Genomic DNA, 23116 nt, shown 5'->3' with positions numbered 1-23116 from the left:
CGGTCCCACCCCGACCCTGCCCACCCGCTCGTCGCCACGCCCGGCCCTCCGTCGTCACCGTGGCCGGTCCGGGCCCGGGCGCCCCCATGGAGGAATTGTGCGCAAGCTTTCGACGGCCCTCGCCGCAGGCGCCCTGGCGCTGACCCTGGCCGGGTGCGGCCAGAGTGCGAACGGCGTCGGCGACGGCGCGACCAAGGGCGACTCCAAGGGCGGCCTGGTGGGCATCGCCATGCCGACCAAGTCGTCCGAGCGCTGGATCAACGACGGCAACAACATGGTCAAGGAGTTCCAGGCCAAGGGCTACAAGACCGACCTGCAGTTCGGCGACAACGTCGTGGAGAACCAGGTCTCGCAGGTCGAGAACATGATCACCAAGGGCGCCAAGCTGCTGGTGGTCGCGGCCATCGACGGCTCCTCCCTCACCGACGTGCTGCAGAAGGCCGCCGACGCGCACATCCCGGTGATCTCCTACGACCGGCTGATCCGCGGCACCAAGAACGTCGACTACTACGCGACGTTCGACAACTTCAAGGTGGGCGTCCTCCAGGGCACGTACATCGCCGACAAGTTGGGCCTCAAGGACGGCAAGGGCCCGTTCAACGTCGAGCTGTTCGCGGGCTCCCCGGACGACAACAACGCCGGCTTCTTCTTCGACGGCGCGATGAGCGTCCTCAAGCCGTACATCGACAGCAAGAAGCTGGTCGTGCAGAGCGGTCAGACCGCGTTCAACCAGGTGGCCACCCTGCGGTGGGACGGCGGGCTCGCGCAGTCCCGGATGGACAACCTGCTGAGCAAGTCCTACACCTCGGCCCGGGTGGACGCGGTGCTCTCCCCGTACGACGGCATCTCCATCGGTATCCTGTCCTCCCTCAAGGGCGTCGGCTACGGCGGCGCGGGCAAGCCGCTGCCGATCGTCACCGGCCAGGACGCCGAGCTGGCCTCGGTGAAGTCCATCATCGCCGGGGAGCAGACCCAGACCGTCTACAAGGACACCCGCCAACTCGCCAAGGTCGCCGTCCAGATGGGCGACGCCCTGCTCACCGGCGGCAAGCCCGAGACCAACGACACCACCCAGTACGACAACGGCGCCAAGGTCGTCCCGGCCTACCTGCTCCAGCCCGTGAGCGTGGACAAGGACAACTACCAGAAGGTGCTCGTCGACGGCGGCCAGTACACCGCGGACCAGCTCAAGTAGCGCCCGCGGGTACCCGCACCGCCCGCACCAGCCGGGGGGGGGGGGGGGGGGGGGGGGGGGGGGGGGGGGGGGGGGGGGGGGGGGGGGGGGGGGGGGGGGGGGGCGGCGGGCGGGCCCGGGGGGGGGCGGGGGGCCGGGGGGCCCCGCGGGCCCCCCCCCCCCCCCCCCCCCCCCCCCCCCCCGCCCCCAGCCGAAACGGAAAGCACCATGGCCGGACCCGTCCTAGAGATGCGCGCGATCACCAAGACCTTCCCCGGGGTCAGAGCGCTGTCGGACGTCAACCTCACCGTCGCCGCCGGCGAGGTCCACGCGATCTGCGGCGAGAACGGCGCGGGCAAGTCCACCCTGATGAAGGTGCTGAGCGGGGTCTACCCGCACGGCTCCTACGAGGGCGAGATCCTGTTCAAGGGCGAGCCCTGCCGGTTCCGGGACATCCGCGCCAGCGAGCGGCGCGGGATCGTCATCATCCACCAGGAACTCGCCCTGGTGCCGTACCTGTCCATCGCGGAGAACGTCTTCCTCGGCAACGAGCACGCCCGCCGCGGGATCATCAGCTGGCACCGGACGCTCACCCACGCCGGTGAGCTGCTGCGCCGCGTCGGCCTGCACGAGCACCCGCAGACCCGGGTCGCCGACCTCGGCGTGGGCAAGCAGCAGCTGGTCGAGATCGCCAAGGCGCTCGCCAAGGAGGTCGAACTCCTCATCCTGGACGAGCCGACCGCCGCGCTGAACGACGAGGACAGCCGCAAGCTGCTGGAGCTGATCCTGGAGCTCAAGGCGCAGGGCATCGCCTGCATCCTCATCTCGCACAAGCTGAACGAGATCGCCAAGGTCGCCGACTCCGTCACCATCCTGCGCGACGGGCGCACCATCGAGACGCTCGCCGTCGGCGCCGAGGGCATCTCCGAGGACCGGATCATCCGCGGCATGGTCGGCCGCGACCTGGAGCACCGCTACCCCGAGCGCACCCCGGAGGTCGGCGAGGTCGCGCTGGCCGTCGAGGACTGGACGGTCCAGCACCCGATCGACCACCACCGCAACGTGGTCGACGGCGTCTCGCTGCACGTGCGGCGCGGCGAGATCGTCGGCATCGCCGGGCTGATGGGGGCCGGCCGCACCGAGCTGGCGATGAGCGTCTTCGGCCGCTCCTACGGGCGGTGGACCGGCGGCCGGGTGCTGGTCAACGGCCGGGAGGTGCGCACCCGCACCGTCTCCGAGGCGATCGGCCACGGCATCGCGTACGTCACCGAGGACCGCAAGCAGCTCGGCCTCAACCTCGCGGACGACATCAGCCGCAACATCTCGCTGGGCGCGCTCGGCAAGGTCTCCCGCCGCGGCTGGATCAACGAGCACGAGGAGACCCGGGTCGCCGAGCGCTTCCGCGCGTCCATGAACATCAAGGCCCCCTCGGTGTTCATGGAGACCGGCAAGCTCAGCGGCGGCAACCAGCAGAAGGTCGTCCTCAGCAAGTGGATCTTCGCCGAGCCCGAGGTGCTGATCCTCGACGAGCCGACCCGCGGCATCGACGTCGGCGCCAAGGCGGAGATCTACACCGTGATCGCCGACCTGGCCGCCCAGGGCAAGGCGGTGCTGGTCATCTCCTCCGAACTCCCCGAACTGCTGGGCCTGTGCGACCGCATCTACACCATGGCCGAGGGACGGCTGACCGGTGAGGTGCGGCGGGCGGACGCCACCCAGGAATCCCTCATGCGCCTCATGACCGTGAGCGCCGCGATCCAGAACGAGCAGGTGTAACGCATGGCCCAGACCGGGACCACCCCCCAGACCAGGAAGGCCGCCCCCGAGGCGGCCGGGCGGACGCCCGTCCGCGACGTCCTCGCCCGGGCGCTGCGCGGCAACGTGCGCCAGTACGGCATGCTGGTCGCCCTCGCGCTGATCGTGGTGCTGTTCCAGATCTGGACGGACGGCATCCTGCTCCAGCCGCTGAACGTCACCAACCTGATCCAGCAGAACAGTTACATCCTGATCCTGGCCATCGGCATGATGATCGTCATCATCGCCGGGCACATCGACCTGTCGGTCGGCTCGCTGGCCGCCTTCACCGGCGCGGCGGCGGCCGTCATGATGGTCAGGCACCACCTGCCCTGGCCGGTGGCGCTGGTCGCCTGCCTGCTGATCGGCGCGGCGGCCGGTGCCTGGCAGGGCTTCTGGATCTCCTACGTCGGCATCCCGTCGTTCATCGTGACGCTGGCGGGCATGCTGGTCTTCCGCGGCGGCACCCAGATCATGCTGCAGGGCCAGTCGATCGCCCCGTTCCCCAAGGGCTTCCAGAAGATCGGCAGCGGTTTCCTGCCCGAGGTCGGGCCGCACACCAACTACCACAACCTGACCCTGCTGCTGGGCGCCGCCGTCCTCGCCGTCGCGCTCCTGCAGGAGGTCCGCGGCCGCCGCCAGGCCGCCTCGTACGGCCTGGAACTCCTGCCGACGGGGCTCTTCCTGGCGAAGCTGGCGGCCGTGACCGCCGCGGTGGTGGTCTTCACGCTGCTGCTGGCCAGCTACCACGGCTTCCCGATCGTGCTGCTGATCCTGGCCGTGCTGCTGTTCGGCTTCGGGTACCTGATGCGCAACTCGATCATCGGGCGGCACACCTACGCCATCGGCGGCAACGAGGCGGCGGCCAAGCTGTCGGGCGTGAAGAGCAAGCGGGTGGTCTTCCTCGCCTTCGTCACCATGGGCGTGCTGGCCGCCCTGGCCGGGCTGGTCTTCGCCGCCCGCCTCAACGCCGGGACGCCGCAGGCCGGCATCAACTTCGAACTGGAGGCGATCGCCGCCGCGTTCATCGGCGGCGCCTCGGCCTCCGGCGGCGTCGGCACCGTGCTCGGCGCGATCATCGGCGGCCTGGTGCTCGGCGTCCTCAACAACGGCATGTCGCTGGTCGGCATCGGCACCGACTACCAGCAGGTGATCAAGGGCCTGGTGCTGCTCGCCGCGGTCGGCTTCGACGTCTACAACAAGCGCAAGGCGGGCTCCTGACGCCTCCTCACCCGCTCGCCCCCCGAGCCGTCCCCCGAACCGAGGAGGGCGGCTCAGGGGGCGAGCGGCGCGATCTCCCCCGCGAAGACGACGACCTGGTCGATGAGGCCGCGCCGCAGGTGGACGACGTCCGTCCCGGCCAGCCGGAGGCCCCCGTCCGGCGTGGCGAAGGTCCACCGGTACCGGGCCCACTCGCCCGGCACGTCCACCTCCGAGCAGCGCGCCATCGTGCCGGCCCCCGCCGGGTGGCGGCGGAGGTCCAGCACGAAGCGCTCGACCGCCGCGATCCCCTCGCTGCGGCCCAACGGCCCCCAGAAGACCACGTCCGAGGTCAGGGCCCGGGAGAGCAGGGCGGTCACATGGCTGTCCTCCGGGGCGTTGAACGCGGAGATGAACGTGTCGATCGCGGAGCGTGCGGTCTCTTCCTGCATGGTCCAGTCATACCAGCCGCCGCGCGTGCGCCCGTCCCGCCAGCCGCCCTCGCCCTCCGTCAGCGGGCCCCGGGGCCGAAGAGGCGGAGCGGGACGGCGTCGGCGAGGGCCTGGTAGCCGGTGGGGTTGAAGTGCAGGTGGTCGCCGACGTCCAGGTCGGAGCGGAGCCGCCGGGGAGCCTGCGGGTCACCGGCCGCGCGGTCGAAGTCCAGCACCGCGTCGAACTGCCCGCTGGTGCGGATCCAGTCGTTGACCGCCTGCCGCGACGCCTCCCGCAGCCCCGCGGCGTCGTCGTACTGGCTCCCGCCGAAGGGCGTGAGGGTGGCGCCGTAGACGCGGATGCCCTGCGCGTGGGCGCGCAGCACGATCTGCCGGTACGCGTCGATCAGGTCCGCGGTGACGGCCTGCTGGGCCGCCGCCGTGGCGTCGGCGGTGCCGAGGTCGTTGACGCCCTCGGAGACGATCAGCGAGGTGACGCCGGGCTGCGCGAACACGTCGCGGTCCAGCCGGGACAGGGCGTTGGGGCCCAGCCCGTCGTTGAGGACCCGGTTGCCGCCCGCGGCCTGGTTGAGCACCGCGGTGCCCGCGGTGTCGGCGCGCCGGGCCAGCCGGGCCCGCAGCCGGTCGGGCCAGCGGTTGTCGCCGTTGTCGGTGGAGCCGCGGCCGTCCGCGAGGGAGTCGCCCAGGACGACGGTCGCCCGGTCGGTGGCCGGGGCCTGCACCTCGACGGCGCTCAGGAAGTACCAGTGGTTGACCGAGGCCGCGCCGTCCAGGTCGGCGTCGTCGAGGTGGTCGCCGCGCAGCATGTACGAGGTGGTGCGCGAACCGGGGTGCGAGGTGATGTTCGTCGAGTGCTGGCCGGTGGCCAGGTACATCGTGACGGTGAGGGTCTCGCCCGCGGCGACCGGGAAGTCCAGCGGGTCGGCGACCATCTGCGCGCCGACCGGCACGGTGACCCCGGGGCGCCCGCCGAACGTCACCGGCCGCGCGCTGCCGGGCACGATCGCCCGCGCCCCGGAGCGGCCGTCGGCCGGGCGGGCCACCGAGACGGCCGTCACGGGCAGGGCGGTGCCGCCGAACGCGTTGCTGAGGTGCAGCCGCAGGGTGCGGCCGCCGAGGGTGACGTGCACGGTCTGCCGCAGCGTGGTGTCGGCGAACACCGCGCCGTCCTGGGTGTACGGGGCCGGCGGCATGTTGCCCGGCTCGGTCAGCTGCGGCATCGAGGTCCAGGTGTCCACCCAGTGCTCGTGCCCGGGCCCCGCCGCGGCCGCTCCGTCCGCCGCGGAGGCCTGCTGGGCGGTGGCGGGTGCTCCGGCCCCGACGCGGTCGGCCAGGGCCCCGCCGAACGCGGCGGCCGTCACGGTGAGGGTCACGGTGGCGGCCACGGCCACGGTGGTCGTCGCCCATCGGCGCAGTGCGGTGGTTTTCACGTACGGCCCTCTCCTCAAGCTGTTCCGAAAATTTTCGAAGCCCGCCGGGCCCGGCTCCACCCGGCGGACTGCGGTAGCGTAACCGAGCCAACAGGCCATTGGACCCTGGGAGTTGCGACAGTTTTTCGAATGTTTCAGCCAGCAGAACGGACCGGATCCGGACCCTCCGGACGCCGCACGCCGAGTCGACCCGGCACCACCGACGGAGCAACTGCACGGGACGGCACCACGGTTGCGCGTCCCGGGACCGGCCGAGCCCCCTTCCGGGCTGCTCCGCCACGCTCCCCTGCGGCCGCCAGCCCCGGGCATCAGCCGGGCGGGGCGTCAGGCGGGCGGGGCGTCGGCCGGGGCGGGGTGTCGGCCGGTCCAGTCGAGGCAGACGACGAGGGCGTCGTCCCGGGCGTCGTCGCCGCGGTGGGCGGCGAGGGCGGTCAGGATCGCCCGGGGCACCTCGGCGGCGGGCAGCAGCCGGGTCTCCTGGATGGCGCGGGGCAGCCTGGCCGCGCCGTACTCCTCGCCGGAGGTCGAGGCGGCGGCGTGCACGCCGTCGCTGACGAAGACCAGCCGGTCGCCACGCTCCACCCGGATGCGCTGCGCCCGGTACGGGGTGCCGTCGGCCAGGCCGAGCGGCAGTTGCGCCTCGAAGGGGATGTGCCGGACGGCGCCGTCCCGCAGCCGGAGCAGTTGCGGGGAGCCCGCGTCGACGATCTCGACCAGGCCGGTGTCCAGGTGGAACTCCAGCAGCAGCACGGAGACGTACGCCTCGCCCCGGTACTGCCCGTACACGGCCTGGTCGGCCAGCGCGGCCTGGTCGGCGATGTCGACGCCGGCCCGGCGCGCGTTGCGCAGCGCGTTGACGGCGAGGTTGGTGAGCAGCGAGGCGTCGATGCCCTCCCCCATGCCGTTGGTGATGGTCAGGGTGAGCCGGTCCTCGGTGGCGGACCAGTCGAAGTTGTCGCCGCGGATGGCGTAGGCGGGTTCCAGCTGGGCGCCGATGGCGTACTCCTCCCGGGCGCAGGCCCGGGCCGGCAGCAGTTGCCACTGCATCTCGGCGGCCAGGGTGAGGCGGTTCTTGCGGCGGGCCTGGAGGTAGAGGTCGGTGTCCCGCTCGGCGACCACGAGGTGGTGGCCGAGCATCTCGGCGATCTCGCGGAGCTCCTCCTGCCGCTGCGGCGTGAGGTGGACGCCGTCCACGTCGAGGCTCAGGACGCCGAGGCGGTCGCCGCGCACGGTCACCGGCAGGTGCAGCACCGCCGGTCTACCGTCCGGGCCGGTCTCGGTGAAGGGCTGCTGGGAGCCGAAGGCCCGTCCGGGGGCGCTGGTGTGCACCGGGACCGGCCGGGCGGTGTGCGGCAGGTCGGTGACCCGTTGGAGCACGGTCAGGCTGTAGTCGGCGAGCTGCAGTTCGACCCTCGACGCGCCGTACAGCCGGACGAGGTTCTCCCGCACCGCGTCCAGCAGTGCGTACGGGGCGGCGGTGCGCAGGGCGCGCTCCACCGCGGACAGGTTCTCCGTCACCTGGGTGCTCCTTCTCCTCTGCGGCGCCGATCGATCCGTGTTCGATCGTGCCGACGGGTTGTGGTGGGTTTGGAGGGGGGTGTCAGGATGGACCCATGGTCCTCGTCCCCCCGCTCCCGCACCGCGCCGACGGCGCGGCGACCGTGTCGTCGGTGGTGGAACTGCTGGAGGTGCTCTGGGGCGGCGGGCGCGAGCTGGAATCCAGGCCGGTGTCCGTCTCCCAGCTGCGCGTCCTCTACGTGCTGGCGGAGAGCGACGGCATCAACCTCCGCACGCTCAGCGAGATCCTGGACTCGCGTCCCTCGTCGGTCAGTCGGCTGTGCGACCGCCTGGAGGCGGCCGGGCTGGTCCAGCGCACGGCCAGCACCACCAGCCGACGCGAGCTGGAGCTGCACCTGACGCCGACCGGGCTGGCCTTCCTGGCCGACCTGCGCACCGCGCGTGAGCAGGCACTCGCGGCGGTGCTCGACGGGATGTCCCCGGCCGAGCGCGGTGCGCTGCTGACGGGGCTGAACGCCTTCCGGACCAGCGCGGCCCGCCGCGCCGCGGGAGACGCCGTGGGAGGCCCCACGGGAGGCGCCGAGGTCGCGCCGACCCCGCTGACGGCCTGAGCCGCCGGGCCCCGCCGCACCGACCCCGGGCGACGACCCGAAAATCGTTGCCGGACATGGAATGTTGTCGAAGAGCAAATGTTGCCTCTAGGGTGGAGGGACCGCAACTCGCGGTCCCGGGCAGTGCTGCGCGCACCGCCCGGTGAAGGGAGGCCTGCATGGCCGAACAACCGGCACCACCGACGCAGCTGACCGCAGCAGTCACCGTTCACGCGACCGTCGCGCACCTGCACCTGTCCGGCGAGCTCGACCTGGACACCGTCCCCGACCTCGAAGCCGCCGTCCGAACGGCCTTCCTGGGCCGACCCCGCATCATGATCATCGAGGCTTCCGACCTGTCCTTCTGCGACTGCGCCGGGCTCGGCGCCCTCCTGCGCGCCCGGCGGCGGATCACCGACGCCGGCGGCACCTTCCACCTGGAGAAGCCCTCCCCGCGGCTCGTCCGGCTGGCGGCCCTCACCGGCACCGCCGCCGTCCTGGGCCTGGTGGCACCGGTCGCCCGCCCTCGCCCGGAGCCGCAGCCGGAACCGCAGATCGACACGCCCGCGATCAGCGCGGGGCACTGAACTCCCGCGAGGCCCTGAACTCCCGCCGCCCCGCCCGGTCGCACCGGGCGGGGCGGGCGCCACCACGTCCGGCCTCATCGACCCGCTCCTCTCGCTCCGCTCCGGCGTTCGGCACCCGCCTACCCCGTCTGCGCCGCGACAGGCCTCCCCCACCAGGCCCTCGACACCGCCGGAGCCCCGGCGCCGTCAACGCCCGCGTTTCGTCCCGGCCCGGGCCCGCCGACGGAGTAGGTCCTGGTGGAAGGCCGACCGGGCCTCGTGGATCTCGCTCCGCTCCAGGACGTCGGCGGCCGTCCCGGCCTCGTCCGCGGTGCCGGCCAGGCCCGCCTGCAGGACGCTCCAGAGCCCTTCCCGGATCCGCGCCCGGCACTCGTCGCCGAGGTGGGCGCGGCCGTGGACGATCTCGCTCACGTGCGCTTCTCCGCCGCTCACCCAGCCGAGGGTCACCAGGAGCGGAACGTGCTCGGCCGTGTCACCGCACCCGCACCGCAGCCCGCACCGATCGTGTCGGCCCGGTTCGGCGCGGACCGGCGCACTGACGTCCGAGCCACGCCCTCTCGACGATCCGTTCCCCCGCGTCCACCCGGCCCGGCCCGCCCCGGCCCGGCCCCGGCGCAGGGCACGGCCTCTCACGCCAAGCCGCCCCGTCCGCAAGCCAGTTGGCAGCACCGGGGCCCGCTCACGGGGCTACTAGGATGATCAGATGACTGACGCGCACACGAACAGGATCGACCGCTTCCGGGCCGAGGCGGCCGCCCAGGACCTGCCGCCGGAGGAGGTGGAGGAGTGGATCCGCGCCCTCCGCCCGGCGGTCTACCTGGCGGAGGGCGGGGACGGCCCCCTCGTGGCCCGGATCGGCGGCGACCCCCTGCTGCCGGACGGCGTGCCGAGGCCGTCCGAGCCCCTCGTGGCCTCCGTCGACCTCGCGGCCCTGCCGCCCGGCGCGACCGGCCTCCCGCTGCCCGCCGACGGCCACCTGCTGCTCTTCTCCGGCACCGAGGTCCGCGGCCCCGGACGGCAGGCGGCCGACGCGGTGCTGTACGTCCCCGCCGGGACCCCGACCGCCCCGCGCCCCGCCGAGGACGGCTCGCACGAACCGTACCCGCCGCGCGAACTGCGCACCGCCTGGCACCAGCCGAGCGCACCGATGCCGGAGAGCTTCGCCCTCGACCGCTGGGGGGACTTCCCGGAGGACGAGCAGTCCGAACTCGCCGACGAGCTCGACACCGCCTGGGAGCGGCTGGGCGGCCACCGCCCGCCCTGGACCCTCCAACTCGGCGGCCGCCCGGTCTCGCCGCAGAACGACCCCGTCCACGACGCCCGCACCCCCGGGGACACCGACGACTGGGTCCTGCTGGCCACCTGGCGGTGCGGCGACGACGTCCCGGAACTGGACTCCGGCGTGGCCCACTGGGTGATCCGCCGCCAGGATGCGGCGGACCTGCGCTTCGACCGCGTCCACCGCTACGTCGAGATGGCCTGACCGCCACCACTACCCCCTGACCTCGCGCCGGACCCGCCCCCACCGCGAACACCACCACGGGTGGACCAAGACGTACCGGAGCGGCAGGCGGACGGCCCGGAGGACCGGGTGAGGGTGGCCCACCACGCCCGACGCCACGCCCGACGCTGCGGTCGGCGAAGGGACGGGGACCGCGAGGTGGGTCCGCCTCGGGGCGCGGTCGGCCCCACCTCCAGGACCGAACCCGGTGTCCTCGCCGCGCCGCGCCCCGGCAGCCGTGCCTGCTGCCGTCCTGACGGCCGCCCGGGACGTGGCACTGTCCGCCCGCGGCGGCCGGGCGTCACCGGGCCGTGGCATCATCCGGAGTCCAACCACCCGTGCCCCGCGGCCGCCTCGAGGAGCCCACGTGCAGCCCGTCTTCGTCGACTTCTCCACCGCCGTCCCCCGGACCGGCAACGCCGTGGTCACCGCCGAGCGGGCCGACTTCGCCCGCGACCACCTCGCGCTCGACGCCGGGGCCACGGTCACCGTCGAGTTCCACGTCCCGCCGGAGGGCGTGACGGACGAGCTCACGGTGAAGATCCGCGCCCTCGTCTCCAAGCTGGGCCCCCGGCCCGGCTTCGCGCCGCTCCACGTCGCCGTCAACTCCAGGGCGATCGTCGGCGACCACCGCATACCCGGCGGCGGGGACCTCCCGCAGCAGTTGGTCCTCGCCGTCCCCGCCGACCTGCTCGTCCCGGGCGCGACCAACACCCTGACGCTCCGCAGCTCCGCCGACGCCCGCTCGCGCCTGTGGCTGTACCGGGTGCTGGCCGAGCCCGTCTGGGACCGCGACCAGGCCGAACGCGCCTGGCTCGCCGACTCCACGGGCCGCTCGCTGCTGACCTACCGCACGGACCGCCGGGCCCCGGGCGCGCAGGCGTGGGAGCCCGCCGCCCCCTGGCGGCTGCACCTCGACTCCGGCGAGGGGGCGATGCCGGCCCGACTCGACTGGCGGGTGCGGTCCGGCGCGGAGGCGTCCGTCGTGTTCGCGCTGGAGCTGACCACCTTCCACGGCCACGCCCGCGACGCCGACGGCCACTGGTACGAACTGCGCGGAACCCTGACCGACCGTCAGTCCTTCCCCGGCGACGCCGACCCGGCCGCCACCCGCACCTTCTCCACCGAGGCCGGCTGGGGCGGCCGCTGGCACCCGGGCGGCCCGCTCACGTTCCACCTCGCCGTGGGCGAGGACACCCCCTTCGACCGCCTCGCCTGGACCGACCAGCGGGCCTGCTCGGCCTCCATCGGGCTGACGGAGGACGGCAGTTCCTTCCTCGGCTGGTCCCAGCGCGTCGACGAGGGAGCGGTCGGCTACCGGGGCGAGTCCGCCGAGACCGAGGGCGAGACCGAGACCGAGGACCGGCAGGGGACGGGCTCCCTCTCCCCCGAGCTGGACCAGCTCGGCCGGGCCCTCACCGACCTGGCCGACGCCGCGGCGAAGTCCCTCGGTTCGTTCCTCCGCAGGCTCTGACCCTGCCGCGGGGCACCGACCCCCGGCGCCCCTCCTGCCGTGACACCTCATCCCGAGGGCGAGGGGTTCCGGGGCCGGGCACGAGGTGGGCGTCCCCGGGGCCGCGCGGCCGGGGCGGCGGGTTCGGGAGCCCTCCGCGGCGCTCACTGCGACGCTCACTGCGGCGGGAGGTCCGGGCCCCGCCGCGCCGCCGCGGCCAGGGCGGTCGTCAGCGCCGCCGCGACCGTGGGCCGGATCGCCACCACCTGGTCGACGCCGGTGATCTCCGCCAGCCGCAGGAACTGCGCCGTCGGCGCGGCCAGCACCACCACGACGCCCTCGGGATTGCCGTGGGCCAGGACCAACTCCCGCAGCCCGCAGGAGTCGCAGAACCGCAACCGGGACAGGTCGACCACCACCCCCGCCACCCCGCTGCGCACCGCCGCCGACATGGCCGCGCGCAGCCGCGGCTGCTGGACCGCGTCCGTCTCGCCCTCCAGCCGCACCACCCGGACGCGGCCCGGCAGTTCGATCGCGCTGATGTGCAGGTCCTCCTGCGCCGGCGCCACGGGTGCGCTCCCTCCGGGCCGTGGTGATGATGCACGTGATCGTCCCGCCCGGCGACCCGGAGGTCCACGCTCCGCTGCCGAACCGTCACCGATCCGACGCCGCACCGTTCCTGAGCACCCGACAGGGCGCCCGGGGCCCGGCGGCCGACTCAGCCGGGACCGTCCTCCGCGTCCTCCTCGCTGCGGCTGCCCGCCCGCGCCGCAGCCAGGAAGACGACCAGCGCCGCCGCGGAACAGACCAGTCCGAGGCTCAGCAGCACGTACCCCACGACCACCCCTCCTTCTGCCTACGCACCCCTTCGGCACGAGAGCGGAAGAACCTGACCCCGCGAGGCGGACTTTCACCCCGGGGAGGCCGACCGGGGACCGGCTCCCGGCCCTCGGCGACCGGAGTCAGCGGGCCGTCCGGAGCTGGAGCCAGCAGGAGAGGCGGTCGTCCGGGTGCTCCAGGTCGAGGCCGAAGAGGTCGCCCGCCCGCCGCAGGCGGTACTTGAGCGTGTTGGGGTGGATGGTCAGCCGGGCCGCCGCCTCGCCGATGTTGCCGACGGCGTCCAGCCAGGCCGTGACCGAGGCGGCGAAGGCGGTGCCCTTGGCGCGGTCGTGGTCCATCATGGCGTCGATGCCGGGGTGCCTCAGCCGGGGGCGGCGCGCCAGTTCGTCGGCGACGTGGGCGAGCAGGACCCGCGCGTGGGTGTCGCCCAGCGTCGCGAAGGCCGGGGCGCCCGGGTCGGCGGTGGTGACCCGGAGGATGTCGTCCACCTCGGCGCGCAGGTCCGGCAGCTCCTCCGGACCGGAGGCGATCCGGGAGGCGGCGGCGCGCAGCGGCGGCTCGATGCTGCGGGCGAGGACGGCGGTGGCCTGCTCGCCGAGGCGGCGCGCGGTCGCGAAGGCGGAGGCCTCGTCGTCCAGCGGCAGCAGCACGTAGACCGTGCGGCCGACGGTCGCCACCGACGCCTCCGCGTGCACCGCCGGCCAGTGCCGGGTGGACGCGGCGGCGAGGCGGACCAGCAGGTCGTCGCCGGGCAGGCCGGGGTCGGCGAGCGGCGCGAAGCCGACCAGGGCGAGGGGACGCCGGCCCGGCAGGCCCAGCTCGAAGCGGGCCTCGCGGGCGGAGCGCCGTCCGCGGAGCGCGGCGCGCAGCGCCTCCTCGCGCGCCTGGAGGTCCAGCTCGGCCGCGCTGCGGCGGCGCAGCATGTGCAGGGCGGCCAGCCGGGCCCCGTCGAGCATCGCGCGCTCGCCCGCGTCGTCGATCGGGGACGTGCCCTCGATGGCCCAGATCGTGCCGAGGGGGCGCTGCCCGGCCCGGATCGCGACCGCCGCGCGCGGCAGCTCGGACTCGTCCAGGATCGGCAGCCGGACCACGCCCGGGGCGGCGAGCACCTCCCGGTAGTGGGCCGACTGCTCGGGCTGGTGCGGGACCCGGCGCTCCAGGATGCCCCGGCGCCGGTGCTCGTCGATCTGCTGGCCGGGCAGGGTCGAGTAGGCGAGGACCCGGTGGTCCAGGTCCTCGATCGCCACGGCCCCGCCGGTGACCGCCCCGATCGCGTCGGCGAGGGCGTACAACTCCTCGCTCGTGCCACCGTGGGTCGGCAGATTCGCCATCTTCATCCGTTGATCTTAGGCGAAAGCGCCAATGACTGACGTCGGCGCGGGGCCGAACATGAGGCGAGCACTCACGGGGGGAGTGGCAGCAGGCGGAACAGACGGACCGGCACGACAGCAAGGAACGGGCATGGCGGCGACGCAGGCAGGGCAGCAACTCCTCGGACTCTTTCCGCCCGGGACGGCCGTGGACAGCTCGGGCGCGCTGGTCCTGGGCGGCGTCCCCGTGGCCGAGCTGGCCGAGGCGTACGGCACCCCCGCGCTGATCGTCGACGAGGCCGCGATCCGGGCCCGCGCCCGCCGCTACGCCGACGGCCTGGCCGCCCGCTGGCCGAACTCCCGCGCCACCTTCGCCTCCAAGGCCTTCCCCTGCACCGCCGTCTACCGCCTGCTCACCGAGGAGGGGCTCGGCATCGACGTCGCGGGCGGCGGCGAGCTGACCCTCGCGCTGGCCGCCGGAGCCGATCCGGCCGGCCTGGTCGTGCACGGCAACGCCAAGACCGAGGAGGAGCTGCGGCTCGCGGTCGAGGCGGGCGCGGGCACGGTCGTGGTCGACAACTTCGACGACATCGACAAACTGGAGGCGATCCTCGCCACCACCGGCGGCGAGCAGGGCGTGCTGGTGCGGGTGACCCCCGACATCCGGCCCGACACGCACGCGGCGGTCTCCACCGGCCAGAGCGGCTCCAAGTTCGGCCTGCTCCTCCCGCAGGCGCGGGAGGCGATCGCCCGGCTGCGCGGCAGCGACCGGCTCCGCCTGGACGGCGTCCACGTGCACGTCGGTTCGCAGATCCTCGACACCGCGCCCTTCGCCCGGGCGGTGGAGGCCGTGGCCGCGCTGGGCGAGTTCGCCGTCTACGACCTGGGCGGCGGCCTCGGCTCCCGCTACACCTACGGCGACCACCCGCCGACGGTCGAGGAGTACCTCGACGCCATGGTCGACGTCGCGAAGCGGGTGCTGCCCGCCGGGGCCCGGATCCTGATCGAGCCGGGTCGCTCCGTGGTCGCCGAGGCGGGCGTCTCGCTCTACCGGGTGGTCTCGGTCAAGCGCGGCGGGGGCCACACCTTCGTCGCGGTCGACGGGGGCATGGGCGACAACCTGGAGGTCTCCCTCTACCAGCAGCGCTTCGAGGCCGCCGTCGCCACCCGGCCCACCGGGGAGGGCGAGCCCTGCCGCCTGGTCGGGCGGCACTGCGAGTCCGGCGACACCCTCAGCGCCGACGTCCCGCTGCAGGACCCGCGGGTCGGCGACCTGGTCGCCGTGCCGGTGACCGGCGCGTACACCTACGCGCTCAGCAACAACTACAACGGCGCGCGCCGCCCCCCGGTCGTCCTCGTGCGCGACGGCGCGCACCGCGCCGTCGTCCGTCGCGAGACCTACGCCGACCTGATGCAGCGCGACCTGCCGTAGCGCGACGTGCCGCAGCGCGACCTGCCGTAGCGCGTCGTGCCGCAGCGCGACCCGCCCGCAACCCGGTGCCCCGCACCCCACCCGTCCGGGGCCCGGCCCACCCTGCCCACCAGACCCAGCGAGAGGTCACCTGCCATGCCCCCGAACGACGCGGGACTCCGACAGCAACTGCTGCGCCGCAAGCCGGTCTCGGCCTTCCGGGCCGACTCCGAACAGGCCGATCACCACCACGGCGGCGGGCTGCGCCGCACCGTGGGCACCTTCCAGCTCACGATGATCGGCGTCGGCGCGACCATCGGCACCGGGATCTTCTTCACCCTCAGCACCGCCGTCCCGCAGGCGGGGCCCGCCGTCGTCCTCTCCTTCGTCTTCGGCGCGGTCACCGCCGCGCTGACCGCGCTCTGCTACGCCGAGCTCACCTCGGCCGTGCCGGTCTCCGGCTCGTCCTACTCCTACGCCTACGCCACGCTCGGCGAGCTGGTGGCGTGGGTGGTCGGCGCCTGCCTGCTGCTGGAGTACGCGGTCTCGGGGGCGGCGATCGCCGTCAGTTGGGGCCAGTACCTCAACGACCTGACGCAGCGGCTGTTCGGCTTCACCATGCCCGACGCGCTGTCCGCGCCGCCGGGCGCGGGCGGCTACGTCAACCTGCCGGGCGTCGTCCTCGTCGCCCTGTGCTGCCTGCTGCTGATGCGCGGGGCCAAGGAGTCGGCGGTCGTCAACACCGTCATGGTGCTGATCAAGCTCGGCGTGCTGCTGCTCTTCGTCGTCGTCGGCGTCACCGGTTTCAGCTCCGCCAACCTGCACCCCTTCGCGCCGCTCGGCATCGCCGGGATCAGCGCGGCGGCCTCCTCGGTCTTCTTCTCCTTCATCGGTCTCGACGCCGTCTCCACCGCCGGGGAGGAGGTCAAGAACCCGCAGCGGACGCTGCCCCGGGCGATCATCGGCGCGCTGCTCGTGGTCACCACCTTCTACTGCCTGGTGGCCCTGGTCGGCGTCGGCGCGCAGCGGTGGACGCTCTTCGAGGGCCAGGACGCCGGCCTCTCCGCGATCCTGCAGCAGGTGACCGGCCGGAACTGGCCCGGCGTGCTGCTCTCCGCCGGTGCGGTGCTCTCCATCGTCAGCGTCACCCTGGTCGTCATCTACGGCCAGACCCGCATCCTCTACTCCATGAGCCGCGACGGCCTGCTGCCGCCCGTCTTCCGCAAGGTGGACCCGCGCAGCGGCACCCCCGTCGGCAACACCCTGATCGTCGGCGCGTTCATCGCGCTGCTGGCCGCCTTCGTCCCGCTGGACTGGCTGGCCAACCTCACCAGCATGGGCACGCTGGTCGCCTTCGCGGTGGTCTCCGTCGGCGTGGTCGTGCTGCGGGTGCGCGAGCCCCACCTGCCGCGCGGCTTCAAGGTGCCGGGCTACCCCGTCGTGCCCGTCGCCTCGATGCTCTTCTGCCTCTACCTGATCTGGAACCTGCCGGTCGACACCTTCGTGCTCTTCGCGCTCTGGCTGCTGCTGGCCCTGGGCGTCTACTTCGGCTACAGCCGCCACCACTCGCGCCTCGCGCGCGGCGGGCAGCCGGCCGCCGCGCGGGAGCCGCTGCCCGTCGACTGACAGCGGCTCCGCGGGGGGGCGGTGGCGGTGGCGGGCCCGGCGAGGAGGTCGAGGAACCCGCGCCCCGGCCCGTGCGAGCGGGGCGTGCGACGGCCCGAACAATCCACTTGCGGCGGCCGGTACGGTGTGGGTTCGACCAGGGGAGGACGATTGTCCGGACGTCTCGCCGCGGCCCTCGCCGTGGCAGCCTTCGCCGTCACCGGCTGCACCACCGCCACCGAGCCGCAGGCCGGCGGGCCCCCTTCGGCCCCCGCCCCCACCTCCGCCTCCGTCTCCGGTGCTCCCGGGCCCGCGTGCGGCGCCGCACCGAGCCCCACCGAGAGCTACCAGGGCAACTGGAAGGGGCCGCTGCCGGAGGAGGTCCGCTGCCTGCCGCACGTCGCCGAGGGCTCCCTCTCCTTCATGGCCAGTGGCCCGACCCCCGACGGGTGGAAGGCCCTCGACGTCCGCGTCACCCCCGACACCGACCCGGAGCAGACCCGGGCGCTGTGCCACCGCATCACCGAACTCGGCTGGGGCACCGGCGGTTCGCACGGCATCACCCTGCTCATGGTCAGCGGAGCGGGCCACTTCACCTCGACGCCCGACCAGCCCGCCTGCTTCGACGGGGACCACTCGACCCTCCCGCCGACCACGCCGTAACGGCGGCAGCGGGACGGGACGGGGAGCGCTCACCCGGAGCGGTGTACCGGCCGCCCGACGGGCCCTTCCGCCAAGGCCCGGTCGGCGGCGGCCTTCCGGGCCCGTGCAGACGCCCCCCCGCGCGGCACCAGCGGCTGCGCGGTGGGGGCTCCTGTTCGAACAGTCACACCGCCCGGTGCGATTCGCCGCCCCCGCCTCCTGCCGGTGCGTCAGACTTGTCCGACGCCCGCAGTCCCCAGCACAGGCACCGGAGGCAACGCCCATGACGCGTTACAGCGTCGACCTCGACCAGCGTCAACTGATCGCCTCGTGGGGCACCGGCGAGGGCGACCTCTCCCAGCGCATCGCCACCCTGCCGGACGGCGCGGGCACCTCCGCCCTGCTGGCCCTGGCCCGCTCGCTCACCCAGCTCTCCGACGCCGCGTGGCGCACCTACACCCACCCGGCCAGCGCCGCCGGCACCCCGGAACCCGACAGCGAGGCCCGGCGCCGCGAGCAGGAACGCGAAGCCTTCGGCGAGGTCCCCGGCGCGATCACCGAACCGCACCTGCCCCACGGCGGCACCATGCTCATCTCCTACAACCGCCTGGTCGAATCCGCCCACCGCATCGGACGCGCCCTCCACCACCTCCGGGACGCGGCCCTGACGAGCACCGTCCTGGCCGAAGCCGCCCTCGAACTCGCCGCCGTGGAGAACGCCGAACTCGGCGACCTCACCGGTCGCGCCCAGCAGGCCGTCCTCCTCAGCCGCGAGGACGCCTCCCCCGTCCAGGTCGCCGCCGCCGACCACCTCCTCCAGCAGGACCCCTTCGGCCCCACCGCCCTGTTCTCCACCGTCGACCCCACCGCCGCCGCCGTCGCCGCGACCCACTGGCTCGCCGCCGCGGCCGAGGTCGCCGCCGGAACCTCCGGCCAGGACCCCACCCAGGTCGTCCTCGAAGCCGACACCATCGAATCCCTCCCCCACGAGACCCCCACCCTCGTCCTCGGCCTCCTCCAGGACGGCGCCACCCCGCACGAGACCGTCACCGCCCTCGTCCGCCACGCCATGCACATCACCGACGGCCTCCTCCTCGACCCCGTCACCCTGCGCGACCAACTGAAAGACCTCGAGGAAGACTTCGAGGAGACCGTCGCCGAACACACCGGCGAAGCCGACCCCGACCTAGACGACGTCGCCGTCCGCCTCACCCCCCTCGACCCCAAACGCCCCGCCCGCGACCTCCTCGAAGACCTCCTCACCGGCATCCACGGCTGCTGGCTCCTGCACAACGCCTCCACCGAACCCGAAGACGACGAGGACGAGGACCTCGGCGACGCCGAGGAACACCAACGCCGCAGCCGCCGACGCTTCGCCCAGCTCGTCCGCGAAACCGCCACCGCCCACCGCGACCGCCTCATCTGACCGCGGTCGGCCGCGGTGCCGCGTGGTCCGATCGGACCGTTCCGAAGGCTCCGCCGACCGGCCCGTCCGCCGTCTCGGCGGGGCCTCGCACCCCGCACTACGCCACCGCGCCGCCCTCGGACACGGACGCGCGCACACAGGCCCGCAGCTCCGCCTCGCTCACGTTCCCGCCCGAGACGACGACGGCCACCCGACCCCCGCCGACGCTCTCGCGCAGGGCCGGCAGCGCCGCCAGCGGGGCCGCGCCGGCCGCCTCGGCGACCGTCCGGGCGTCGCGGATCAGGGCCCACTGGGCCGCCCGGATCTCCTCGTCGTCCACCAGCACGAAGTCGGCCAGGTACTTGCGCATCAGCGACTGGGGCAGCTCGAATCCCGATCCGGTGGCCAGCCCCTCCGCCCCGGTCTCGTTCGGGCGGCGCAGACACCGGCCGGCGTGCCACGAGTCGTGGGCCGCCGGGGACCGTCGCGACTGGACGGCGACCACCCGGCACTCCGGGCGGACCACCGACGCCACCAGGCAGGCCGCAGCCGCGCCACTGCCACCACCGACCGGCACCACCACCACGTCCAGCTCCGGCTCCTGCTCGAAGATCTCCAGGTAGGCGGTGGCCACCCCGGCGATCAGGTCGGGCTCGTCACCCGCGCTGACCAGCCGCATGCCACGTGCCACGGCCAGTTCCTCGGCGTGCACCCGTGCCTCGTCGAAGGTGGCGCCGAACTCGACGAGGTCGGCGCCGAGTCGCCGCACCGCCGCGGTCTTCACCGGGTTGGAGTCCTGCGGCATGACGATCGTGCAGGGCGCCCCGAACCGCGCGGCGGCGTACGCCAGCGACTGCGCGTGGTTGCCCGTGGAGTAGCCGACCACGCCCCGGGCGCGCTCCCGCGGATCCATCCCGCCCAGCAGCGTGATGCCGCCGCGCACCTTGAACGCGCCCGTCGGCTGCAGGTTCTCGTGCTTGACCAGCACGGACATGCCGGTGCTCCGGTCGAGCAGCGGGTACGAGGCCAACGGCGTCGGCGACAGGTACGGCTTCTGGAGCAGACGGGCTCGGAAGATGTCGGCGATCGACGGCGTGACCATGTGCGCGCTCTCCAGGCAGTCGGCGGGCCGTCCGGCCCGCATGGCGCCAGCCAAGCACAGGGCGGGTGCGCGAGGCCCCGGAACGCTCGGCCGATCACCCGTCCTGGTGAGTTCAGGGCAGTCTGGTGGCGTGCTCCAGCCTGCCCAGCATGGCTCCGATGACGGGCACCCGGACCAGGTCGGGGAGGGTGAGCGCGGCGATCTCGCGGCCCGGTGAGGAGCGCAGCTCCGCCACCGTCACGCCCTCCAACCGCGTCGGCCGCAGGGCGAGTTCGGGCAGGACGGTGACACCGAGCCCGGCGCCGACCAGGCCCGCGACGGCCTGCGCGTCGTCGGTCGCGAACTCGATCCGGGGGCTGAACCCGGCCCTCTCGCAGACGTCCACCAGGTGGCTGCGGCAGCGCGGGCAGCCCGCGATCCAGGCCTCCTCGGCGAGGTCCGTGAGGTCGACGGTGCGGCCCTGCGCGGCCCCCGCCGCCAGCCGGTGCCGGTCCGGGAGCAGGGCCACCAAGCGCTCGGTGAGCAGCCGTTGGACCACCAGGTCCTCCCACTCGGCCTCCGCGGGAGCGGCGGGTCGCCCTGCGCGGACCGCCTCGTCGGTGTACCGGAACGCGAGGGCGATCTCGCAGTCGCCGGCGCGCAGCAGCGCGAGCGAGTGCGGCGGTTCCGCCTCCGTCAGGGAGACCCGCGCCCCGGGGTGCAGTTCGAGCATGGAGGCGACGGCGGCGGGAACGATCCGGGCGTTGGCGGACGGGAAGGAGGCCAGCCTGACCCGGCCCTTGCGCAGCCCGGCGATCGCGGCCAGCTCCTCCTCGGCGGCGGACAGCCCCGCGAGGATGCCGGTGGCGTGGCGGGCCAGCGCCCGGCCCGCCTCGGTCAGCCACATCTCCCGGCCCTGGCGCACGAACAGCGGTGTGCCCGCTGCCTGTTCCAGCGCTTTCATCTGCTGGCTGACAGCGGGCTGGGTACAGCCGAGTGCGCGTGCGGCGCCCGAGAAGGAGCCGACGCCCGCCACGACGTGCAACACCCGAAGATGACGTGCCTCGATCACGCCCGAGTATAAGCACGGCCAGGAGTGACCCACCGTCAATCTGTCAAGTCGTGAAGCAAGTTGACTCTCAGTCCAGGATCCGGACGCGCACCCGGCGGCCGCCCTTGCCCTTCGCCTGGATCTTCACGACTTCCATCCGGCCGATCTGCTTGGTGGACGCGACGTGCGTGCCGCCGTCCGCCTGGGTGTCGAGACCGACGATGTCGATGATCCGGACCTCCTCGATGTCCGGCGGCAGCAGGTTGGTGGCGGTCCGGATCAGCCCGGGGATCCGGAAGGCCTCCGCGGACGGGAGGATCCGGGCGTCGATCCGGCGGTCCGCGCCGATCTCCACCGTGCACGCCTCGGTCAACCGCTCCTTGAGGTCCGGGGGGATCTCGTGCAGGCTGAAGTCCATCCGCCCCTCGCCCGGTTCCATGTTGCAGCCGGTGACCAGCGCCCCGAAGTCCCGGTACACCACGCCCGACAGCAGGTGGAGCGCCGAGTGGGTGCGCATCAGCAGGGTGCGGCGCTCGTCGTCCAGCGCCGCCCGCACCACCGTGCCCGCCGGGGGAACGGGGTCGCCTTCGGCCGGGATCAGGTAGAGGTCGTCGCCCGAGCGGGCCCCCACGATGCGGGTCTGCACGCCCTGCCACAGCAGCACGCCGTGGTCCGGGGGTTGGCCCCCGCCGCCGGGGTAGAACGCGGACCGGTCCAGGACGACCCCCTCGGCGTCGCTGCCGATGACGACCGCCTCCCACTCGCGCAGTGCCTGGTCCTCCCAGTCCAGCCGGGTCGTGCCGCCCTGTTGTTCCGTCATGACACCACCGCATCGGTCGGATCGGAGAGGAGGTCGAGGTAGTCGTGGGCGCCGTCGTAGGCGAAGGTGAGGATGGTCGCGGGCCCGTCCAGCGACCGGGCCAGCCGCAGCGCGGCCGCGATGTTCGCCCCGGTCGACGGGCCGGCCGCGATGCCCTCGGTGCGCATCAGGAGCTTCATGCACTCGACGGCCTCGCTCTCGCCGACCGTGATCATGTCGTCCACGACGTCGCGGTTCAGGACGGGCGGGACGTAGCCGACCGAGAGCCCCTGGACGCGGTGCCGGCGGAACGTCCCGGCGAACAGGTCGCAGCCCTCGGGCTGCACGCCGTGCACCCGCAGGTCCGGCATCTCCTTGCGGAGGATCTCGCCGACCCCGGTGATGTGGCCGCCGGTTCCGATGCCGGCGACCATGTGGTCCACCGGTTCGCCGTCGAGGTCGTCGAGGATCTCCAGGGCCGTGGCGTTGCGGTGGGCGTCCGGGTTGTTCGGGTTGGCGCCCTGGTTGAGCAGTACCCAGGTCGGGTTCTCGAGGACCAGCCGGTTGGCCAGCTCGCCGTGCGAGTTGTTGCCGGTGGAGCTGTCGGACAGCAGGATCTCCGCGCCCATCGCGGCGAGGACCCGCTGCTTGTCCTTGCTGTAGTTGTCCGGGATGACCAGGACGACCCGGTAGCCGAGGACCGCGCCGGCCATCGCGATGCCCATCCCGGTGTTGCCGCCGGTGGGTTCGACGATCGTCTGGCCCGAACCGCGCACCAGGACGCCCTCGCGCTCGGCCGCCAGGACCATGTTCAGCGCGATCCGGGCCTTGTGGCTGCCCCCCGGGTTGAGGTGCTCCGTCTTGAGCACGATCCGGCAGCCGGTGCCGGCGGCGAGCCGGTCCAGGGCCACCAGCGGCGTGCTGCCGACGGCCTCCAGGACCGACGCCCGGACACCGCCGCCGCGGGAGGTGGTCATCGACAACCACCCGCGGTCGCCAGCAGGATCCGCAGCTCGTCCTCGTCGCGGATCGGGTGGTCGAGCCCGACCCGCTCATCGCCGACGGACAGCAGGACGTGCCCCTTCAACTTCCCGTTCGAGTAGAGCAGGTGGTCGGTGAGGCTGTGGTGGTGGCTGCACAGGTGGGTCAGCACCTCGTTGACCGTGCTGCCGGGCAGGTCGAGCCGGGAGTCCACACCGGCGAGGTTGGCGAGGGTCTTCACCATGACTACAGCAGGCATGATCGGGTTCCTCCTTGGGGGGACGGTGACGGT

At 73.7% G+C, this 23116-nt stretch carries 22 protein-coding genes; 11 read left to right on the top strand and 11 right to left on the bottom strand.

Translation table 11 applies throughout. The features are described 5' to 3' along the window. The first annotated feature begins 97 nt into the window (after positions 1 to 97). The 3 genes from chvE to mmsB all read left to right on the top strand — a co-directional run bounded on the left by chvE (position 98) and on the right by mmsB (position 4189). Positions 98 to 1195 carry a multiple monosaccharide ABC transporter substrate-binding protein gene (chvE, locus tag ACFY00_RS24555; protein ID WP_388033689.1) on the top strand — a complete coding sequence of 366 codons (1098 nt, stop codon included), beginning with the start codon at positions 98 to 100 and terminating at the stop codon, positions 1193 to 1195. A gap of 207 nt (positions 1196 to 1402) precedes the next feature. After that, the gene (mmsA, locus tag ACFY00_RS24550) at positions 1403 to 2950 is read left to right on the top strand and encodes a multiple monosaccharide ABC transporter ATP-binding protein (protein ID WP_388033688.1); all 1548 of its coding nucleotides are present in this window, start codon (positions 1403 to 1405) and stop codon (positions 2948 to 2950) included. 3 nt (positions 2951 to 2953) lie between these two features. Beyond that, complete coding sequence (gene mmsB, locus ACFY00_RS24545; protein WP_388033687.1) at positions 2954 to 4189, top strand: multiple monosaccharide ABC transporter permease; 1236 nt, start codon at positions 2954 to 2956, stop codon at positions 4187 to 4189. Positions 4190 to 4242: 53 nt separating this feature from the next. Here the strand turns inward: mmsB and ACFY00_RS24540 are convergent, their stop codons facing one another. The 3 genes from ACFY00_RS24540 to ACFY00_RS24530 all read right to left on the bottom strand — a co-directional run bounded on the left by ACFY00_RS24540 (position 4243) and on the right by ACFY00_RS24530 (position 7568). Beyond that, a complete protein-coding gene (locus ACFY00_RS24540) occupies positions 4243 to 4620 on the bottom strand; it encodes a nuclear transport factor 2 family protein (RefSeq protein WP_388033686.1) in 378 nt (125 codons plus the stop codon). A 59-nt stretch (positions 4621 to 4679) separates the two neighbouring features. Continuing rightward, positions 4680 to 6005, bottom strand: coding sequence for an SGNH/GDSL hydrolase family protein (locus ACFY00_RS24535; RefSeq protein WP_388033722.1), 1326 nt, complete (start codon positions 6003 to 6005; stop codon positions 4680 to 4682). Positions 6006 to 6374: 369 nt separating this feature from the next. Next, a complete protein-coding gene (locus ACFY00_RS24530) occupies positions 6375 to 7568 on the bottom strand; it encodes a PP2C family protein-serine/threonine phosphatase (RefSeq protein ID WP_388033685.1) in 1194 nt (397 codons plus the stop codon). Positions 7569 to 7663: 95 nt separating this feature from the next. Here ACFY00_RS24530 and ACFY00_RS24525 point away from each other — a divergent pair, with 95 nt between their 5' ends. Both ACFY00_RS24525 and ACFY00_RS24520 read left to right on the top strand, forming a co-directional pair. Next, on the top strand, positions 7664 to 8179 hold the full coding sequence (locus ACFY00_RS24525) for a MarR family transcriptional regulator (RefSeq protein ID WP_388033684.1): 516 nt from the start codon (positions 7664 to 7666) through the stop codon (positions 8177 to 8179). Positions 8180 to 8337: 158 nt separating this feature from the next. Further along, complete coding sequence (locus ACFY00_RS24520; protein ID WP_388033683.1) at positions 8338 to 8745, top strand: STAS domain-containing protein; 408 nt, start codon at positions 8338 to 8340, stop codon at positions 8743 to 8745. Positions 8746 to 8931: 186 nt separating this feature from the next. On the opposite strand, the gene ACFY00_RS24515 is transcribed toward ACFY00_RS24520, so the two are convergent. Then, complete coding sequence (locus tag ACFY00_RS24515) at positions 8932 to 9156, bottom strand: hypothetical protein (RefSeq protein WP_388033682.1); 225 nt, start codon at positions 9154 to 9156, stop codon at positions 8932 to 8934. A gap of 292 nt (positions 9157 to 9448) precedes the next feature. On the opposite strand from ACFY00_RS24515, the gene ACFY00_RS24510 reads away from it, so the two are divergent. Then, positions 9449 to 10228: a DUF1963 domain-containing protein gene (locus ACFY00_RS24510; protein WP_388033681.1), complete on the top strand. Its 780-nt coding sequence runs from the start codon at positions 9449 to 9451 to the stop codon at positions 10226 to 10228. A gap of 385 nt (positions 10229 to 10613) precedes the next feature. Beyond that, positions 10614 to 11720: a hypothetical protein gene (locus ACFY00_RS24505; protein WP_388033680.1), complete on the top strand. Its 1107-nt coding sequence runs from the start codon at positions 10614 to 10616 to the stop codon at positions 11718 to 11720. A gap of 155 nt (positions 11721 to 11875) precedes the next feature. On the opposite strand, the gene ACFY00_RS24500 is transcribed toward ACFY00_RS24505, so the two are convergent. Together ACFY00_RS24500 and ACFY00_RS24495 are read right to left on the bottom strand one after the other, a co-directional pair. Continuing rightward, on the bottom strand, positions 11876 to 12268 hold the full coding sequence (locus ACFY00_RS24500; protein WP_388033679.1) for an STAS domain-containing protein: 393 nt from the start codon (positions 12266 to 12268) through the stop codon (positions 11876 to 11878). A gap of 393 nt (positions 12269 to 12661) precedes the next feature. After that, positions 12662 to 13876 carry a PucR family transcriptional regulator gene (locus tag ACFY00_RS24495; protein WP_388033678.1) on the bottom strand — a complete coding sequence of 405 codons (1215 nt, stop codon included), beginning with the start codon at positions 13874 to 13876 and terminating at the stop codon, positions 12662 to 12664. Between the two features lie 124 nt (positions 13877 to 14000). On the opposite strand from ACFY00_RS24495, the gene lysA reads away from it, so the two are divergent. The 4 genes from lysA to ACFY00_RS24475 all read left to right on the top strand — a co-directional run bounded on the left by lysA (position 14001) and on the right by ACFY00_RS24475 (position 18933). After that, entirely contained in the window at positions 14001 to 15281 is a 1281-nt protein-coding gene (gene lysA / locus ACFY00_RS24490) for a diaminopimelate decarboxylase (RefSeq protein ID WP_388033677.1), read from the top strand. 135 nt (positions 15282 to 15416) lie between these two features. Continuing rightward, positions 15417 to 16886, top strand: a complete 1470-nt coding sequence (locus tag ACFY00_RS24485) for an APC family permease (protein WP_388033676.1) — start codon at positions 15417 to 15419, stop codon at positions 16884 to 16886. Between the two features lie 150 nt (positions 16887 to 17036). Beyond that, entirely contained in the window at positions 17037 to 17528 is a 492-nt protein-coding gene (locus ACFY00_RS24480; protein WP_388033675.1) for a hypothetical protein, read from the top strand. Positions 17529 to 17790: 262 nt separating this feature from the next. Next, entirely contained in the window at positions 17791 to 18933 is a 1143-nt protein-coding gene (locus ACFY00_RS24475) for a hypothetical protein (RefSeq protein ID WP_388033674.1), read from the top strand. Positions 18934 to 19030: 97 nt separating this feature from the next. Here the strand turns inward: ACFY00_RS24475 and ACFY00_RS24470 are convergent, their stop codons facing one another. The 5 genes from ACFY00_RS24470 to ACFY00_RS24450 form a co-directional block, all read right to left on the bottom strand. Further along, the gene (locus ACFY00_RS24470) at positions 19031 to 20056 is read right to left on the bottom strand and encodes a threonine/serine dehydratase (RefSeq protein ID WP_388033673.1); all 1026 of its coding nucleotides are present in this window, start codon (positions 20054 to 20056) and stop codon (positions 19031 to 19033) included. Positions 20057 to 20126: 70 nt separating this feature from the next. After that, positions 20127 to 21065, bottom strand: coding sequence for a LysR family transcriptional regulator (locus ACFY00_RS24465; RefSeq protein WP_388033672.1), 939 nt, complete (start codon positions 21063 to 21065; stop codon positions 20127 to 20129). Positions 21066 to 21132: 67 nt separating this feature from the next. Beyond that, positions 21133 to 21864: an alanyl-tRNA editing protein gene (locus ACFY00_RS24460; RefSeq protein ID WP_388033671.1), complete on the bottom strand. Its 732-nt coding sequence runs from the start codon at positions 21862 to 21864 to the stop codon at positions 21133 to 21135. After that, positions 21861 to 22820 carry a PLP-dependent cysteine synthase family protein gene (locus ACFY00_RS24455; protein WP_388033670.1) on the bottom strand — a complete coding sequence of 320 codons (960 nt, stop codon included), beginning with the start codon at positions 22818 to 22820 and terminating at the stop codon, positions 21861 to 21863. The genes ACFY00_RS24460 and ACFY00_RS24455 overlap by 4 nt, the downstream gene beginning before the upstream one ends. Continuing rightward, positions 22817 to 23083 carry a hypothetical protein gene (locus ACFY00_RS24450; RefSeq protein ID WP_388033669.1) on the bottom strand — a complete coding sequence of 89 codons (267 nt, stop codon included), beginning with the start codon at positions 23081 to 23083 and terminating at the stop codon, positions 22817 to 22819. Before ACFY00_RS24450 ends, ACFY00_RS24455 begins: the two co-directional genes overlap by 4 nt. Positions 23084 to 23116: the final 33 nt, after the last annotated feature.

Origin of the sequence: Kitasatospora sp. NPDC001540, assembly GCF_042894345.1 — a bacterium.
Classification (GTDB): domain Bacteria; phylum Actinomycetota; class Actinomycetes; order Streptomycetales; family Streptomycetaceae; genus Kitasatospora; species Kitasatospora phosalacinea_C.
The sequence above is the reverse complement of the archived record's forward strand: the minus strand, read 5'-3'. Positions and strand labels throughout refer to the sequence as shown.

Bases quoted from the DNA above. Each gene is read 5' to 3' on its own strand.
- mmsB (WP_388033687.1), top strand. From the start codon at position 2,954: ATGGCCCAGACCGGGACCACCCCCCAGACCAGGAAGGCCGCCCCCGAG.
- ACFY00_RS24525 (WP_388033684.1), top strand. From the start codon at position 7,664: ATGGTCCTCGTCCCCCCGCTCCCGCACCGCGCCGACGGCGCGGCGACC.
- ACFY00_RS24475 (WP_388033674.1), top strand. From the start codon at position 17,791: ATGACGCGTTACAGCGTCGACCTCGACCAGCGTCAACTGATCGCCTCG.
- ACFY00_RS24510 (WP_388033681.1), top strand. From the start codon at position 9,449: ATGACTGACGCGCACACGAACAGGATCGACCGCTTCCGGGCCGAGGCG.
- ACFY00_RS24485 (WP_388033676.1), top strand. From the start codon at position 15,417: ATGCCCCCGAACGACGCGGGACTCCGACAGCAACTGCTGCGCCGCAAG.
- ACFY00_RS24520 (WP_388033683.1), top strand. From the start codon at position 8,338: ATGGCCGAACAACCGGCACCACCGACGCAGCTGACCGCAGCAGTCACC.
- ACFY00_RS24470 (WP_388033673.1), bottom strand. From the start codon at position 20,056: ATGCGGGCCGGACGGCCCGCCGACTGCCTGGAGAGCGCGCACATGGTC.
- ACFY00_RS24540 (WP_388033686.1), bottom strand. From the start codon at position 4,620: ATGCAGGAAGAGACCGCACGCTCCGCGATCGACACGTTCATCTCCGCG.
- lysA (WP_388033677.1), top strand. From the start codon at position 14,001: ATGGCGGCGACGCAGGCAGGGCAGCAACTCCTCGGACTCTTTCCGCCC.
- ACFY00_RS24450 (WP_388033669.1), bottom strand. From the start codon at position 23,083: ATGCCTGCTGTAGTCATGGTGAAGACCCTCGCCAACCTCGCCGGTGTG.
- ACFY00_RS24460 (WP_388033671.1), bottom strand. From the start codon at position 21,864: ATGACGGAACAACAGGGCGGCACGACCCGGCTGGACTGGGAGGACCAG.
- ACFY00_RS24495 (WP_388033678.1), bottom strand. From the start codon at position 13,876: ATGAAGATGGCGAATCTGCCGACCCACGGTGGCACGAGCGAGGAGTTG.
- ACFY00_RS24455 (WP_388033670.1), bottom strand. From the start codon at position 22,820: ATGACCACCTCCCGCGGCGGCGGTGTCCGGGCGTCGGTCCTGGAGGCC.
- mmsA (WP_388033688.1), top strand. From the start codon at position 1,403: ATGGCCGGACCCGTCCTAGAGATGCGCGCGATCACCAAGACCTTCCCC.